This window comes from Basfia succiniciproducens (assembly GCF_011455875.1).
GTDB classification, from domain to species: Bacteria; Pseudomonadota; Gammaproteobacteria; order Enterobacterales; family Pasteurellaceae; genus Basfia; species Basfia succiniciproducens.
Genome location: NZ_CP015031.1, coordinates 413708 through 428818 on the forward strand (window position 1 = coordinate 413708; position 15111 = coordinate 428818).

General features: G+C 41.1%; 16 protein-coding genes. 12 read left to right on the forward strand and 4 right to left on the reverse strand.

Annotated features, from left to right (window positions below):
• The first annotated feature begins 19 nt into the window (after window positions 1-19).
• From A4G13_RS01890 to A4G13_RS01905, 4 genes are all read left to right on the forward strand, one after another.
• On the forward strand, window positions 20-1480 hold the full coding sequence (locus tag A4G13_RS01890; protein WP_090654767.1) for a L,D-transpeptidase family protein: 1461 nt from the start codon (window positions 20-22) through the stop codon (window positions 1478-1480).
• A 128-nt stretch (window positions 1481-1608) separates the two neighbouring features.
• Entirely contained in the window at window positions 1609-2169 is a 561-nt protein-coding gene (gene mepK / locus A4G13_RS01895) for a peptidoglycan L,D-endopeptidase MepK (RefSeq protein ID WP_041639633.1), read from the forward strand.
• A gap of 119 nt (window positions 2170-2288) precedes the next feature.
• Window positions 2289-2918: an MBL fold metallo-hydrolase gene (locus A4G13_RS01900; RefSeq protein ID WP_090654769.1), complete on the forward strand. Its 630-nt coding sequence runs from the start codon at window positions 2289-2291 to the stop codon at window positions 2916-2918.
• A gap of 168 nt (window positions 2919-3086) precedes the next feature.
• On the forward strand, window positions 3087-3638 hold the full coding sequence (locus A4G13_RS01905) for a ComEA family DNA-binding protein (protein WP_090654770.1): 552 nt from the start codon (window positions 3087-3089) through the stop codon (window positions 3636-3638).
• 103 nt (window positions 3639-3741) lie between these two features.
• On the opposite strand, the gene ddc is transcribed toward A4G13_RS01905, so the two are convergent.
• Together ddc and A4G13_RS01915 are read right to left on the reverse strand one after the other, a co-directional pair.
• Window positions 3742-5277 (reverse strand): L-2,4-diaminobutyrate decarboxylase, encoded by a 1536-nt coding sequence (gene ddc, locus A4G13_RS01910; RefSeq protein ID WP_090654772.1) that lies wholly within the window; start codon window positions 5275-5277, stop codon window positions 3742-3744.
• 126 nt (window positions 5278-5403) lie between these two features.
• A complete protein-coding gene (locus A4G13_RS01915; protein ID WP_090654774.1) occupies window positions 5404-6768 on the reverse strand; it encodes a diaminobutyrate--2-oxoglutarate transaminase in 1365 nt (454 codons plus the stop codon).
• 319 nt (window positions 6769-7087) lie between these two features.
• Between A4G13_RS01915 and A4G13_RS01920 the strand changes: the two genes are divergently transcribed.
• Together A4G13_RS01920 and A4G13_RS01925 are read left to right on the forward strand one after the other, a co-directional pair.
• Window positions 7088-7402 (forward strand): transposase, encoded by a 315-nt coding sequence (locus A4G13_RS01920; RefSeq protein ID WP_165898014.1) that lies wholly within the window; start codon window positions 7088-7090, stop codon window positions 7400-7402.
• Window positions 7403-7413: 11 nt separating this feature from the next.
• Window positions 7414-8226, forward strand: a complete 813-nt coding sequence (locus A4G13_RS01925) for an IS3 family transposase (protein WP_243739749.1) — start codon at window positions 7414-7416, stop codon at window positions 8224-8226.
• 157 nt (window positions 8227-8383) lie between these two features.
• On the opposite strand, the gene A4G13_RS01930 is transcribed toward A4G13_RS01925, so the two are convergent.
• Window positions 8384-8848, reverse strand: a complete 465-nt coding sequence (locus A4G13_RS01930; protein WP_090656784.1) for a LexA family protein — start codon at window positions 8846-8848, stop codon at window positions 8384-8386.
• Between the two features lie 278 nt (window positions 8849-9126).
• Between A4G13_RS01930 and sstT the strand changes: the two genes are divergently transcribed.
• The 6 genes from sstT (at window position 9127) to A4G13_RS01960 (ending at window position 14604) form a co-directional block, all read left to right on the forward strand.
• The gene (gene sstT, locus A4G13_RS01935; RefSeq protein WP_011200011.1) at window positions 9127-10368 is read left to right on the forward strand and encodes a serine/threonine transporter SstT; all 1242 of its coding nucleotides are present in this window, start codon (window positions 9127-9129) and stop codon (window positions 10366-10368) included.
• Window positions 10369-10506: 138 nt separating this feature from the next.
• Window positions 10507-11976, forward strand: a complete 1470-nt coding sequence (modF, locus tag A4G13_RS01940) for a molybdate ABC transporter ATP-binding protein ModF (RefSeq protein ID WP_090656787.1) — start codon at window positions 10507-10509, stop codon at window positions 11974-11976.
• A gap of 61 nt (window positions 11977-12037) precedes the next feature.
• Entirely contained in the window at window positions 12038-12958 is a 921-nt protein-coding gene (locus tag A4G13_RS01945; protein WP_011200013.1) for an SPFH domain-containing protein, read from the forward strand.
• A gap of 22 nt (window positions 12959-12980) precedes the next feature.
• Window positions 12981-13433 carry an NfeD family protein gene (locus A4G13_RS01950; RefSeq protein WP_011200014.1) on the forward strand — a complete coding sequence of 151 codons (453 nt, stop codon included), beginning with the start codon at window positions 12981-12983 and terminating at the stop codon, window positions 13431-13433.
• 2 nt (window positions 13434-13435) lie between these two features.
• A complete protein-coding gene (locus A4G13_RS01955; RefSeq protein WP_090656789.1) occupies window positions 13436-14044 on the forward strand; it encodes an NAD(P)H-dependent oxidoreductase in 609 nt (202 codons plus the stop codon).
• Window positions 14044-14604: a TorD/DmsD family molecular chaperone gene (locus A4G13_RS01960; protein ID WP_090656791.1), complete on the forward strand. Its 561-nt coding sequence runs from the start codon at window positions 14044-14046 to the stop codon at window positions 14602-14604. The genes A4G13_RS01955 and A4G13_RS01960 overlap by 1 nt, the downstream gene beginning before the upstream one ends.
• 43 nt (window positions 14605-14647) lie before the next feature.
• On the opposite strand, the gene A4G13_RS01965 is transcribed toward A4G13_RS01960, so the two are convergent.
• Window positions 14648-15103: a YccF domain-containing protein gene (locus tag A4G13_RS01965; RefSeq protein ID WP_090656793.1), complete on the reverse strand. Its 456-nt coding sequence runs from the start codon at window positions 15101-15103 to the stop codon at window positions 14648-14650.
• Between the last annotated feature and the right edge of the window lie 8 nt (window positions 15104-15111).

The following is a 15111-nucleotide window of genomic DNA, read 5'->3' on the forward strand; positions in this document are numbered from 1 at the left end:
ATCTATTTAAGGAACTCTAATGTACGGAAAATCGACATTTAAACTAGCGCAATTAGCTATTTTAATTTCAGGTTTATGTTCAAGTTGTGCTATTTCTGATTATGTAAGTCCGCATTCGTCCAATAAAGAAAGTATTGATGTTGATCTTGCAAATCAGCAGATCGAGCAGGAAAAAATGGCTGAAGATGCCAGAATTTTAGCCGAGAAGCAGCGGCAGGCGGAAGCTAAATTAACCGAAATTATAGGTGTGCGTGATTTGCAGTTTAAGTCTGCAGTGGCGAAAATTTATGCCGATAACGAATACGCTTTGCTTTGGCAGGATAAGGATGCGGAAAAGAAATTTTTAAGAGAATATGCTGCAATGGTTGCAAGCGGAATTTCCGTTCGTTCCGCCAGATCTCTAGAGGCGATCAGCGCTACGAATGCCGGGGATAATCCGGTATATGATATTTTATTAACCGATGCGTTTTTAGATTATATGTATTATGCGAAAAACGTCTTTAATTCGGCACAAAACTGGCTTTATACAATAAACGGCTACAAGCCGGCCAAGCCTGGCGAAACGGACGTTGAAGAATGGTTAAGTGCGGTCAAAAACGGGCAAAATTTTGCTTATGTCAATTCTTTAACCACGAATAATTCAATTTATCAGCAAACTATTGATAAGATTGGCAGTTCTGACTTTGACGACGATAAATCCGTGAATTCGGCAATATTATACAAATTAGCTCTGAATGCACAGCGTTTACGGGTTATTCCAAATTTTAGTAACGGGATTTTTGTCAATATTCCGAGTTATCAGTTGAATTATTATCGTGATAACCAGTTAATATTAAATTCCCGTGTCATTGTCGGTAAAAAAGAACGACGTACGCCTGTTATGTATAGTAAATTAAGTAACGTGGTTGTTAATCCGCCTTGGAATGCGCCGACTCGCTTAATTAATGAGGATATTGTGCCTAAAATTAAGAAAAATCCGGGCTATTTGAGTGCGCACGGTTATAGTATTCTTGATAGTAAAGGGAATAAAGTTAATCCAAACAGTATTAACTGGGCGGCTATCGGCAGCAAATTCCCTTACCGTATCCGTCAGGATGCCGGAGATAATAGTGCGTTAGGTCGTTTTAAATTTAATATGCCTAGTTCTGACGCGATTTATTTACATGATACACCAAATCATAACCTGTTTAACAAACAGGATCGTGCATTGAGTTCCGGTTGTGTACGTGTCGAAAAATCCAACCAATTGGCATCCATTTTATTAAAAGAAGCCGGTTGGTCGGAAGATAAAAAACAACGCGTATTGAATAGCAAGAAAACGACATCTGCGCCGATTTATTCCGATAATCCGGTTTATCTGTATTATGTGACGGCTTGGGTGGAAAACGGACAAGTGAATACATTACCGGATATTTACGGTTATGATATCGTTCAGCAACCAAGCTATGTTAATTGGCATACGGTGAAAAAATACCTTTAATATTAACCGCACTTTTCGCTTTTTGACGGAGCGAAAAAAAGTGCGGTCATTTTTTGCTTAATTTGAGAACTTACGTTTACCATTTTTTGTCCAACCGATGTTAGTTATAAACCGAAGAGAAATTGAAGATGAATGAAATTAACCATAACCGTCGTAAATGGTTAGCGCTTGGCGGCATTATTTTAGGCGCAACTATTTTACCTAATTCAGTGTTAGCCGCCGCTTCAACACCTAGTCCCCGTATTTTGCGTTTAAGAAATATTAACACGGGAGAGCGTTTCAGCTCTGAAATAGTAAATGGTAAATTATTATCATCTTCAGCATTAAATCAATTAAATTGGTTATTGCGCGATAGACGCAATAATCATACTTATCGAATGGATCCTAATTTATTTTCCAAACTCTATCAAATTCAAGGCAATTTAGGGTTACGTAATACGGAAATTCAAATTATTTGCGGCTATCGTTCAGCGGCAACAAACTCCGCTATGCATCGCCGTAGTCGCGGTGTGGCAAGTAACAGTTTTCATGTAAAAGGGCAGGCAATCGATTTTCGAATCGACGGCGTTTCTCTAGCCAACGTAAAACGTTCCGCCGAAAGTTTGAGTAACGGGGGCGTAGGTTATTACCCTCGTAGCAATTTTGTGCATGTGGACACCGGTCCGGTAAGAACTTGGTCCGGTAGTTAACGGAATTAAAGGATGTTTAGAATTTCCCTTTATCATGGTATTTTTTAAACTAAGTAACGCTTAACTTCTCCTTTTATTAAAACAGCGCATGAACTATTTCATCCTAGTATAAGTTATATATGAATATTGATATTATCCCCGTAACCTCATTCCAGCAAAATTGTTCATTAATTTGGGATGACAGAAAAAATGCGGCAATTATTGACCCCGGCGGCGAGCCTAAAAAATTAATTGAGAAAATTGAAGAAAACGGATTAGACTTAAAAATGATCCTGTTAACCCACGGGCATTTGGATCATATCGGTGCCGCTCCCGCATTAAAAGCGCATTTTGGCGTTGATATTATCGGTCCCCATGAAGATGATGTTTTTTGGTTTGAAAATTTACCGCAGCAATCCGCTCAATTCGGTCTTTTTGAAGCGAACGCTTTCCTGCCGGATATGTGGTTAAACCGCGAAAATGAAGTTTTAGAAGTGGGCAGCTTAAAATTAGAAGTGCTGCATCTGCCAGGGCATACTCCCGGTCACGTAGGCTTTTTTGAACATCAGAATATTGTTGCTTTTACGGGGGATGTTTTATTCCACAACAGTATTGGGCGAACAGATTTTCCAGGGGGAAGTTATGATGATCTTATCTCGTCTATTAAAGAAAAATTGTTTCCGCTCGGTGATGACTGGATAATTATTCCGGGGCACGGACCTTACACTACCATAGGTGCGGAGAAAAAAACGAATCCTTATTTGAAATAAAGTACAGAAATTTTATGTAAAAAACTGCATTTTTCAATGTAGTTTTTTTGTATCTGATTCATCGATAACTTATTAATTTATCAGTGAACTTATTTTTCAATGGTGAGTCTTAAGAAGGACATTAAACTCGGTTTTACCGCAAGGTAAAAATATTATTAAGGATCATGAATGAAAACTTTCAAATCAATGTTAGCACTATGTTTAGCTCTCGGCGTATCAGGTTCGGTATTAGCCGTCGATAACGCAAACCCGTTTGTAATCGTTAAAGACGGAGCGAAAATAATGGCAAAAGAGAAAGTCGGCGCAACAAAAAATACCGTGAATGAACAACTTTCCGGCGGTCAAAAGGCTGTGAAGAATTCGGCGGCGGATAAAGTCAACGGCGTGAAGGAAAAAACAAAATCAACAAAAAATCAGCTGTCGGAAAGTGCTAAAGAAAGAATGGAGACGGCGAAAAATTCAGTGACATCAACAAAAGATAAAGCCGCTTCAATGAAGCCAACGGTTAAAAATGCGCTGAATTCATCTTCTAAAGTGAATATTAATACCGCTGATGCAAAAACATTGCAGAGTTTAACCGGAATAGGTGAAGTGAAAGCGAAAGCAATTGTCGATTATCGTAAAAAAGTAGGCAAGATTAAAAATGCGTCGGAGTTATCTAATATTGACGGCATTGGTGACGCCACTATTGAAAAAATTACGCCTTATTTAAATTTTTAATTTAATCCAATAGAAAGAATAACCGCACTTGGAGCGCCAAAAAAGCTCAAAAGTGCGGTTAATTTTTTATAAATTTATGCAATCCTGCCGGCAATTCGGTGGATTAATCTATCGGCGGAACATAAGTGCCGTTGGCTATGGCATCTTTAATGCGTTCCGCTTCCGCTAACACTAAAGCCAGTAGGGCTTTCACGTTTTCAAGCGTCGCAATCGGGCTTAATGTCGTCATTTTCAACGATTGTTTATCGCCTACTTTGGTCACGCCGATATTGGCTTCGCCGCGGGCAAATAATTCATCCGCCACATTTTGGTTTAGGGCGTCTACAAATTTATCCGGATAACCTTCGGGAACAACACGGAATAACACCGCGGCGAACTGGGTAGGAACCAGCATTTCCAATCCTTTGGTGTCGTTGATGTATTGTTCGACGTCCCGGGTTAAATAAATACCGTGATCAATCATTGAAGCATAGAGATCTTCGCCGAGCGCTTCAAGCGTGAACCATAATTTCAAAGCATCAAAACGACGGGTAGTCTGCAGCGATTTAGAAACCAGGTTCGGCACGCCGTGTTCTTCGTCGTATTCGGAGTTGAGATAGTCCGCTTTATAATCGATAAAACGGTAATTTCTTTCGTCCTTAAGCAAAAACGCCCCGCAGGAAATACTTTGGAAGAAATGCTTATGAAAGTCTAAGGTAATGGAATCCGTTAATTCAATGCCGTCTAACAAATGACGGAAATCTTTTGACAGCAATAACGCACCGCCCCAAGCCGCATCAACGTGCAACCAGGCTTGATATGCATCCGCCAGTTTACGAATCGCTTTTAAGTTGTCAATGGCGCCTGCATCCGTCGTTCCCGCGGTTGCCACGATACAGGAGACGATTTTGCCTTCCGCTTTTAATGTTGCCAATGTTTTTTCCAGTTCGGCCACATCTATTTGCGCGTTGGCGTTGGTGGGTACGGTAACCACCGATTGGAACCCCATTCCCATCATTGCCATATTTTTTTGCACTGAAAAATGGGCGTTTTCCGAACAGACGACTTTGACTTTTTTAAGTGCTTCTGCCGGCAAACCGTTTTCTTGTACCGACCATTCCGAGCCATCTTCATTTTTCCAATGATTTGCGACAGCCCAATCCCGGGCAAGCAAGATTCCCATTAAGTTGGATTGGGTACCGCCGGAAGTAAACACGCCGGAAGTGCCTTGACCATAACCCGCTTTTTGGCGCAACCAATCAATTAACTGTTCTTCCATAATGGAACCCGCCGGGCTTTGATCCCAAGAGTCCATGGATTGGTTGGTGGCGTTGATCAACACCTCCGCAATTTGGCTGGCAACCATAGTCGGGCAGTGTAAGTGCGCCAGGGAATGCGGATGATGCACTTTTAAACTTGGATTCAGGAAAATATCCACTAAGTGCTGAAGGGATTGATTTACGCCAACGCCTTGTTTGCTTGGATTAAAGTTGCCGATGGTTTTACGCAATTCCCTGATGGAGCCGCCGGTATACATTTTCTCGTTTTTAAGCCAATTCGAAACCGCTTTTACCGCATTGCTCATTGCCGTTTCATAATCGGCGATGGATTGCGGATCGCTGCAAAAAAGCGATTGTCTGTGTTTTGAAATATCTGCCATGTTTATCCCGTAAGGTGGGCGTCGCCCCACCTTTTTGCATTGGTTTTATAAAAAAGGCGGGATAAAACCCACCTTCCGAGTAGTCAAATTTTCCAAAAATTTGCGAAAAATTGACCGCACTTTTAATTAACCGCGTACCGCTTTAATCGCATCCGTCACGGATTGTTTGAAGCGTTTGATAAACTCTTCACATTCCGCTTGATTAATGTTTATTGCACAAAGTACGCGCACAACATTGCCGTTACGCCCGCCGCGTTCCAGTAATAATTTGTTTTTGAAACAGAATTTTTGGATTGTTGCAGCAAGCTCGCCGTCTTGCGGATAAGCACCAGCGGCATCCTGCGGTTTGCGTTCGTCAACAATATCAATACCCATCATTAAACCGCGACCGCGCACATTACCTATACAAGGAAATTCCTTGCTCAATTCGCGCAATGCCTGAGTTAAGTATTCGCCGCGTTGTTGCGCATTTTGGGCAAGATTTTCTTCTCGCATTATTTTAAGCGAAGCATAACCCGTTGCCATGGCTAATTGGTTGCCGCGGAATGTCCCCGTATGACCGGCAGGCTGCCACGCATCAAATTCTTTTTTGATGGCAAGTACCGCTAACGGTAATGAACCGCCAACCGCTTTAGACATTACCACAATATCGGGCTCAATGCCCGCATGTTCAAAGGCAAACATTTTGCCGCTACGGCAGAAACCCGCCTGCACTTCATCGATAATCATTAAAATACCGTGTTTTTGTGTGACTTCGCGGACTTTTTGCAGGAATGAAACCGGTGCCGGCACCACACCTCCTTCACCTTGAATCGCCTCAAGAATTACCGCCGCAGGTTTTACTACGCCGCTTTCTACGTCTTCAATAAAGTTTTCAAAATAGCGTTCCACCGCTTTTGCACCGGCTTCGCCGCCAATACCGAACGGACAGCGATATTCGTGCGGATACGGCATAAATTGTACGCCCGGCATTAGATTTTGTACCGCATTTTTTGCACCGAGATTGCCGGTTAAAGATAATGCGCCGTGTGTCATACCGTGGAAACCGCCGGAAAATGCGATTACATTGCCGCGACCCGTATAGGTTTTGGCTAATTTGATTGCCGCTTCGTTAGCATCTGCTCCCGACGGGCCGGTAAATTGCAGAATATATTGATCTTTCGGGAAGAATGACAGTAATTCTTCGGTAAATGCATCTTTTAACGGCGTTGTTAAGTCAAGGGTATGCAACGGCAGACGGCTGTCTAAAACGTCTTTGATGGATTGAATTAAAACCGGGTGATTATGACCTAAAGCTAATGTTCCTGCACCGGCTAAAAAGTCGAGGTATTCATTGCCTTCAACATCAGTTACCCAACAACCTTGCGCTTTAGCATAAGCAAAAGGTAGTTTACGCGGATAACTGCGAACATTTGATTCCATCGCGTTTTGACGATCTAAGAAATATTGGTTTGAAGCAAGAACTGCTTTTACAGGAGTGGTAATTGTCATTGAATTAAAACCTTCTAAAAAGAGGTGAAAAAAATAAGTCGGGTGCCTTGCGGGAAGCCTAAGCTTTCTGTTTCTGAAAAACAGACGCCATGGGGCATTTGACTCGCTACTTATTAAAAAAAGCGTTTCAGCTTTTTTATTTTCTCAATGAAGAGAGAAGTTTTGCTCAATAAGGACGTGAGCAAAAAGCCGGCTAATCATACCGACTTTTCATCAAAAGAAAAGCATTTTTTTGTGCTCTATTTCAATTAGTGTAGTGGTAGACTAATTCCGCAGTCCTCAATAAGTGGTAAAATAACATCACAAATGAGGAAATATTATGAGAAGAACATTTAGCGCAGAATATAAAGCTGAAGCAGTAAAATTAGTGACTGAACGAGGATATTCAGTTTCTCAAGCTTGCCGAGAGTTAGGTGTGGGTGAAACAGCACTTCGTCGCTGGATAAGTCAAGTTCAAGCGGAGCAACAAGGTTACGTTTTAGCTGGTTCAAAGCCAATTAGCCCAGAACAACAACGAATTCGAGAACTTGAAAATCGTATTAAAGAACTTGAAGAAGATAAGGCCATTTTAAAAAAGGCTACAGCGATTTTAATGTCACTCGAAAACAAAAATACCAAGTCATTACGACGTTAAAATCGCGAGGAATCAACCGGTTATGTGAGCTATTTAGCGTGTCTGAAAGTGCTTACTACGCCCATTTGCGCACAGCCAAAAAGCCAGCGAAACACACAGCTTTAGCCGTTGAAATCAAGGCAATTTTTGATGCAAGCCGAAGTTCAGCAGGCAAACGAACGATTCAATCGCATTTGAAAGAGAAAGGTATTTTTGTGGGGTTGTATTTAATTCGTAAGTTAATGAATAAGCAAGGATTATTTAGTAAGCAACCGCAAAAATGGCGCAATCCTAGTAAAGGAAACAGTCAAGTTTTTGAGAATATACTAAGTCGAGAATTTACGCCTGATAGCCAAACGACCGTGCTATGTGGTGACACGACCTATATAAAAATCAATGGGATATGGTGCTATTTAGCAGTGGTAATTAATTTATTAAATCGTCAAGTCGTCGATTGGAAGCTAAGTCGCTATCATGATAGTGAGCTGGTTAAAGATGCACTGAATCATGCGATGCTGAATATTGAACGCACGGAGCGAATGTTGTTCCATTCAGACCAAGGTAGTATTTATGGCAGTGAAATCTTTACTGATTCAGTTAAGAAACATGGGCTTACACAAAGTATGAGCCGTCGTGGTAACTGTTGGGACAATGCGCCGATGGAGCGTTGGTTTCGGAGTTTTAAATATGAATGGATGCTGAAAGGGGGTTATAGTGATTTTGAAAGTGCTGTAAATGATGTGAGAGAATATGTGATGTATTATAATCACATTCGCCCACATAGCTATAATCAAGGTCTATCTCCGATTTTAGCAAAAACAACTTATCGGAGACTGTTAAATTAGTTGACCACTACATAGACAATTTTTATTATAAAAAAATACAATTGATTATTTAATTACGAGTAATATTTTAAAAAATCACAAAAAATCGACCGCACTTTTTACATTTTTTAAGCTTTCCGTCAATGTGTCCGGAAGCTGTTTTGGCCAATTTACAAAGTTATGCGGCAAAACTGATCGTGTTTTTAGGCTTCATTTGATGAATTGTATTGGTCACCGTACCAATAATCGGCAATGTACTCCAATTTGCCGTTCTGATATTGTTTAATTTGGAACTGAGACTCAAAAAGACGAATTCGTTTTTGTCATAAGCAATAAATTCAAAGATTTCCAGTTTTTGGTTCACTTCAATCACGATTAGATCGCCGATAGACAGACTGTCATTTTTCTCCACTACCAGCATATCGCCTTGTTCGATTCCCCAAGCCATCAGATCGGGATTCTGTACGCGAATAAAACAAGTTTGTTGAGGGCGTTTAATGCAATAGAGATTAAGATCTAATTTTTTATGAAAGAGGGATCTTGTTTGTTCCGTATCCTCATAAAACGGCATGGGGTGATAAGAAAATAAATCGTGGTGTGCAGTTAGAGCTTGATCTTTTGCATGAGCTACATAATTCATCATCTTTTCCTCATAGTTTGGCGAACTGTTTGTTTATACAGGTGTAATATACTGTATAAACAAACAGATGGTCAAATGAATTTTTTATAGAATGTAAGAAAATCTTAAAATAATATTTCTTTTACTAGAAATTTGCGCTAATCTTCTGAAACCATTTTCCTTTTGCCACCTAATGTTAATCGTTTGCTTGTGCCTTTTTGAAGGAATATGTGCGGAAGATCTTAAGATCTTTTATTTAGCAACTCGCAAGTTTCGCTTGCATAACCTAAGTTTATTAATTTATGAATATTTCACGTTTATTTTCATTTTTATTCCATGGAAATCTGGTTAAACGAATTTCTATTGGTTTGCTACTGGGGATTATCTTTGCTTTAGTCAGCCCGTCTTTGGAAAGCGCACTTGGTTTTCACCTTGCGGAAAAAATGGGCTTGCTCGGTCAGATTTTCGTTCGTTCATTGCGTTCCGTTGCGCCTATTTTAGTATTTGTGCTGGTGATTGCCGCCATTGCAAATAAAAAAGTCGGCTCAAAAAGCAATATGAAAGATATTATTTATTTGTATTTAATCGGCACCTTTTTATCCGCATTAACGGCTGTATTTGCAAGTTTCATGTTCCCGACTACCATTGCGTTGGCAACAAATGAAGCCGAATTGTCACCACCGGGCAAAATTACCGAAGTTTTAACCGCACTTATATTTAATGTGGTGGACAACCCGATTACCGCATTATTTAACGCTAACTTTATTGGTATTTTGGCATGGGCGATTGGTCTTGGTATTACCTTGCGTTATGCCTCCGAAACAACGAAAAACGTGATGAATGATTTTGCCGAAGCGGTTTCTAAAATTGTTCATTTCATTATTAGTTTCGCGCCAATCGGGGTATTCGGCTTGGTTGCTTCAACCCTGGCCGATAAAGGGTTAAGCGCATTACTGGATTACGTACAATTATTAGCGGTGTTGGTCGGCTCGATGCTTTTTGTGGCCTTTGTTATCAATCCTATTATTGTATTCTGGAAAATCCGTCGTAACCCTTATCCGTTAGTTTGGGAATGTATCCGTGTAAGCGGCGTAACCGCATTCTTTACTCGCAGCTCTGCGGCAAATATTCCGGTAAATATGGAATTGGCAAAACGTTTGAATCTTGACGAAGAAACCTATTCCGTTTCAATTCCGTTGGGCGCAACTATCAACATGGGCGGTGCGGCTATCACGATTACTGTATTAACCCTTGCGGCGGTATTTACTTTAGGTATTGAAGTATCAATTCCAACGGCGATTTTATTAAGCCTAGTCGCGAGTATTTGTGCTTGCGGCGCTTCAGGTGTTGCCGGCGGCTCATTATTGTTAATTCCGTTAGCTTGTAGCTTGTTTGGTATTTCAAATGATATCGCGGCTCAGGTTATCGGTGTCGGTTTTATCATCGGCGTATTACAGGATTCAACCGAAACGGCATTGAACTCCTCAACGGACGTTTTATTTACCGCTGCCGCTTGTATGTCCGAAGAACGTAAAAATAGTTAAGCGTTTTCGCCCGTAACTATTGTTTAACGACTAAAGCTCTTTCTTTATGAACGAAGAAAGGGCTTTATTTCATTTGCGGGCTGATGAATAATGAAAAGATAAGAATATAAAAAATGGATATAAGGAAGAAACTGAATCATGAGTAAGTTGGTTATGCGGAATGCGCAATTCGAGCTGCACCAAAATAATTTATTAAGTATACCGCACTTTGAAATTCATTCTTGTGATTTCTGGGTTGTTATGGGTTATAACGGCAGCGGCAAAACGGCATTTTCTTTGGCGTTGGAAAAGAAACTTTCTTTATACAACGGAGAATATCAAAATCAGTTTGACAGCATCAGTTTGCTCTCTTTTGAGAAACAACAGAAAATTCTGGAGCAGACATTTAAAGACTTAAATAATGATGAGGCGCCCGATGACTTCGGTAAAACCGCTCGTGAAATTATTTTAAACGGTACGGATAAAAATAATTTATGTGAATTTTATGCGCAGTATTTGCATATTGAAAAATTATTAGACCGTCCTTTTACCAAGCTTTCAACGGGTGAAAGCCGTAAGGTGTTATTGGCGCAGGCATTGGTCAGCGAGCCTGATTTGTTAATTTTAGATGATCCGTTTGAAGGCTTAGATCGGCAATCCGTGCAGGATTGGCTCAAATTACTTGAATCGTTAAAAGGCAAATTGGCATTAGTTTTGATTGTAAATCGGTTTTCCGACATTCCAAGTATAGCGGATTTTGTGGCGATTTTAGATAATAAGCAAATGATTTTAGCGGGCAAACGGCAGGATATTGAAGGGCAAAGCGTTTACCAACAGTTGAAATATGCCGAAGATGCCGAAGATGTGCCGCTACCAGGCAGCGCCTCACCGTTAATCCGCTTGCCGGAAGGGCAGAATCCTTTTGAATTGAAAAATGTGACTATTCAATATGGCGATAAAGTTATTTTGAATAACTTAAACTGGACGGTAAAAGCAAAACAGAATTGGTGGATTAAAGGCCCTAATGGTGCGGGAAAATCCACCTTGCTTTCAATTATCACCGGCGATCATCCGCAGGCTTTTGCCAATCATGTGGTTTTGTTCGGTAAGCGGCGAGGCAGCGGCGAAACCCTGTGGGATATTAAACAGAAAATCGGTTATGTCAGCAGTCAGCTTCATATGGATTACCGGGTAAACAGTACCGCGATTGATGTGATTATTTCGGGTTTCTTTGATAGTATCGGAGTATACCGGCAGGTTCCCGACGCTTTACGTATCAAAGCGATGCAATGGTTGTCCCGTTTAAATATGGATTCGCTCGCCAAGAAACCTTTTCGTTCCCTTTCCTGGGGGCAACAACGTTTATTATTGATTACCAGAGCGATGGTGAAGCATCCGCCGGTTTTAATCCTTGACGAACCGCTGCAAGGGCTGGACGGCATAAACCGTAAATTGGTTAAAAGTTTTATTGAACAGTTGGTCTCAAACAGTGAAACCCAATTACTGTTTGTTTCCCATCAAGATCAGGACGCGCCGAATTGCATTACCCATTTATTTGAGTTTATATCGCAGGAAGAAGGCTATTGCTATCAACAAAAAACATTGGAATCTGCGGATATTATGGAATAATGTAAAAAATTGGTAAATTTTTACCGCACTTTTATTTAGAGTAACTAAAAGGAGAGAAAAAATGGATATTATGGAAGGTTTCCCGATTACCGTAATAGTGTTTATCGTATTGATTTTATTTGTCGTTTCCTCGGCATTAAAAACAGTACCGCAAGGTTATAACTGGACGATTGAACGTTTCGGTCGTTATATTAAAACCCTAAGTCCGGGGTTGAATTTTATTGTACCTTTTATTGATCGGGTCGGACGAAAAATCAACATGATGGAACAGGTACTGGATATTCCGTCACAGGAAGTTATTTCAAAAGATAACGCCAACGTGTCCATTGATGCGGTTTGCTTTGTGCAGGTTATTGACGCCCGCAGCGCAGCCTATGAGGTAAATCATTTGGAACAAGCAATTGTGAACCTGGTGATGACCAACATTCGTACTGTGTTAGGTTCGATGGAACTGGACGAAATGCTGTCGCAACGGGATAACATTAATGGCAGATTGCTGTCTATCGTTGATGAAGCCACCAATCCTTGGGGGGTAAAAGTTACCCGGATTGAAATCCGTGACGTTCGTCCGCCTCGCGAACTAAGCGAAGCCATGAATGCGCAGATGAAAGCCGAACGTAATAAACGTGCGGAAATTTTAGAAGCGGAAGGCGTTCGTCAGGCGCAGATTTTACGTGCGGAAGGAGAAAAACAATCCCGTATTCTTCGTGCGGAAGGTGAAAAACAAGAAGCTATTTTGCAGGCGGAAGCCCGGGAACGTGCGGCGCAGGCCGAGGCAAAAGCCACCCAAATGGTATCCGATGCGATTGTTAACGGCGATACCAAAGCGATTAATTACTTTATCGCACAAAAATATACCGAAGCATTGAAGGATATCGGCGGCTCGAATAACAGTAAAGTAGTGTTAATGCCGTTGGAAGCGGGGAATTTAATCGGTTCTGTCGCCGGTATTGCGGAATTACTAAAAGATGTGAAAAAGTAACCCTGATAATTAAGGAGTCAAAATGGATTGGTTATTCGCTTGGTCTGTGTGGCACTGGCTCATTTTAGGTTTTTTATTGCTTATCGGGGAGATTCTGATCCCCGGTATTTTTCTGCTCTGGTGGGGAATATCCGCTATCATTATGGCGGCGATTATGGCATTATTCACCACTTTAACTCTTACCGTATTGGGCATTTCTTATGCGGTATTAGCCTTGCTGTTAAGTTTGGTTTGGTGGAAATATCAACATAATAAAGATAAAAGTGATGAAGCCCGTTCGGTGCTGAATCAACGAAACCACGCCATGATCGGCGCAATCGGCGCCGTACAGGAAATTGCTTTAAACGGCGTCGGACGGGGTTATTTTGGTGATACCACTTGGCGCATTCAAGGAAAAGAATTGAAAGTGGGCGATCGTATTGAAGTTTTAAAGGTACGGGGTATAACCCTTATTGTACGTAAATTAGGAAATTAAGCATGAAGCATTTAGTTATTTTTGCTCATCCGAATACTAAAAATAGTTTTAACAAGGCGATACTGGAACGTGTTTTGCAAGCCAGTCAAAAAATGAATGTTGATACGACGGTACGGGATCTTTATGGTATGAATTTTAACCCCGTCGTTTCCTGGGAAGAGTTGACCGGTTCTTTTAAAGAGATTATTCCTGCGGCGATCAGACATGAACAACAATTGATTTCCGAAGCGGATTTAATTACGTTAATTTATCCCTTATGGTGGATGGGGTTCCCCGCCATTTTAAAAGGCTATTTCGATCGCGTGTTTACCCACGGATTCGCCTATAAAACCGATGAAACCGGTACCGTCGGGTTAATTCAGGGCAAAAAAATGCAACAGTTTATTACGATGGGTAATAATGAGGAACGTTATCAACAAATGGGCTTTGCTCAGTCTTTGAACGATACGCTGGTTAACGGCTTATTTAATTATGTGGGCATTATTGATATCGATCATCGCCTGCTGGGCGATATTCATATTATCGGTTCTGAAGAAAGACAGGCTCTGCTTAACGAAGTCGAACAAAAAACTAAAGAAAATCTGACCGCACTTTTAGAAGGAAAAGCCTAATGTCAGAGACGATAATTAATAATTTCTCATTGATTAGTCGATTGTTCGGTAATTTATTTTACCGTTCGCCCACAGACAGCATTCTTGACGGCGTATTCGGCTGGCTGCAACAAAAAGGGTTAGAACAGGTTTGGCCGCTGGATACGGATGAAGATGTCCGGCAGGCTTTAGACTCGGTGCAAATGACTATTGCAAAAGAGGTTTTGGCGCAGGAATATGAGCGGTTATTTGCCGGCGAACAGCCTAAAATTGACAGCCGGATTTCCGCTTACGGGTTAAATGTAGATGAATTTGTTAATTTTCGACAAACCCTCGGAATGCCGGAAGTGGAAAGTGCGGATAATTTCAGCTTACTTTTATTGACAGCCTCCTGGATTGAAGACAATTTGGATTCTATCAGTGCGCAACAGGAATTGTTCGAATCTTTCTTGTTGCCTTGCGCCAGCAAGTTTTTAACTCATGTGGAAACTTACGCATTGTTGCCGTTTTACCGTTCGTTGGCATTGCTAACCAGAGAAATTCTGGCCGCAATGGCGGACGAATTAGAAGAAAACGAATAATCTCAACCAGTAAAAAGGCGCCCCAAAGCGCCTTTTTCAATAATTATGCGTTACGCTGATTTTCAAATTCTCTTTCAGCCTGATGACGGTAAACCAATTGCGCCATTTCTTTCGGAACAACACGTTGCCCCACCGGGAATAAGGAAATTCTGGCTAATTTAAAATGAGCAAGCCCGGTAGGAATGCCGATTAATGTTAAACATTGGGTTATGCCCGTTAATATATGCAACAGGCACAGCCACCAACCGAATAGTACGAACCACAAAACATTCAGCACCGATCCTAAGGAATTTGAAAGCGAAGAGCGAGGTTCAAGATATTTCACGTGGATAATATCATTACCGAAAGGCATTAAAGACATTTTGGTAATTTCCCAACAACCGCGGGAATAAGGCAGTGTTACCACTAAAACCGCACTGATGATCGTTGCAATCAGCCAACCTAAGGTAGTGGCGAATCCGCCCAGGGCAAAATTCAGAATATTTAAAATTAAAGCCATAATAAACC

Excerpts from the sequence above, each read along its gene's own strand:
- A4G13_RS01890 (WP_090654767.1), top strand. The coding sequence starts at position 20 with ATGTACGGAAAATCGACATTTAAACTAGCGCAATTAGCTATTTTAATT.
- mepK (WP_041639633.1), top strand. The coding sequence starts at position 1,609 with ATGAATGAAATTAACCATAACCGTCGTAAATGGTTAGCGCTTGGCGGC.
- A4G13_RS01900 (WP_090654769.1), top strand. The coding sequence starts at position 2,289 with ATGAATATTGATATTATCCCCGTAACCTCATTCCAGCAAAATTGTTCA.
- A4G13_RS01905 (WP_090654770.1), top strand. The coding sequence starts at position 3,087 with ATGAAAACTTTCAAATCAATGTTAGCACTATGTTTAGCTCTCGGCGTA.
- ddc (WP_090654772.1), bottom strand. The coding sequence starts at position 5,277 with ATGGCAGATATTTCAAAACACAGACAATCGCTTTTTTGCAGCGATCCG.
- A4G13_RS01915 (WP_090654774.1), bottom strand. The coding sequence starts at position 6,768 with ATGACAATTACCACTCCTGTAAAAGCAGTTCTTGCTTCAAACCAATAT.
- A4G13_RS01920 (WP_165898014.1), top strand. The coding sequence starts at position 7,088 with ATGAGAAGAACATTTAGCGCAGAATATAAAGCTGAAGCAGTAAAATTA.
- A4G13_RS01930 (WP_090656784.1), bottom strand. The coding sequence starts at position 8,848 with ATGATGAATTATGTAGCTCATGCAAAAGATCAAGCTCTAACTGCACAC.
- sstT (WP_011200011.1), top strand. The coding sequence starts at position 9,127 with ATGAATATTTCACGTTTATTTTCATTTTTATTCCATGGAAATCTGGTT.
- modF (WP_090656787.1), top strand. The coding sequence starts at position 10,507 with ATGAGTAAGTTGGTTATGCGGAATGCGCAATTCGAGCTGCACCAAAAT.
- A4G13_RS01945 (WP_011200013.1), top strand. The coding sequence starts at position 12,038 with ATGGATATTATGGAAGGTTTCCCGATTACCGTAATAGTGTTTATCGTA.
- A4G13_RS01950 (WP_011200014.1), top strand. The coding sequence starts at position 12,981 with ATGGATTGGTTATTCGCTTGGTCTGTGTGGCACTGGCTCATTTTAGGT.
- A4G13_RS01955 (WP_090656789.1), top strand. The coding sequence starts at position 13,436 with ATGAAGCATTTAGTTATTTTTGCTCATCCGAATACTAAAAATAGTTTT.
- A4G13_RS01960 (WP_090656791.1), top strand. The coding sequence starts at position 14,044 with ATGTCAGAGACGATAATTAATAATTTCTCATTGATTAGTCGATTGTTC.
- A4G13_RS01965 (WP_090656793.1), bottom strand. The coding sequence starts at position 15,103 with ATGGCTTTAATTTTAAATATTCTGAATTTTGCCCTGGGCGGATTCGCC.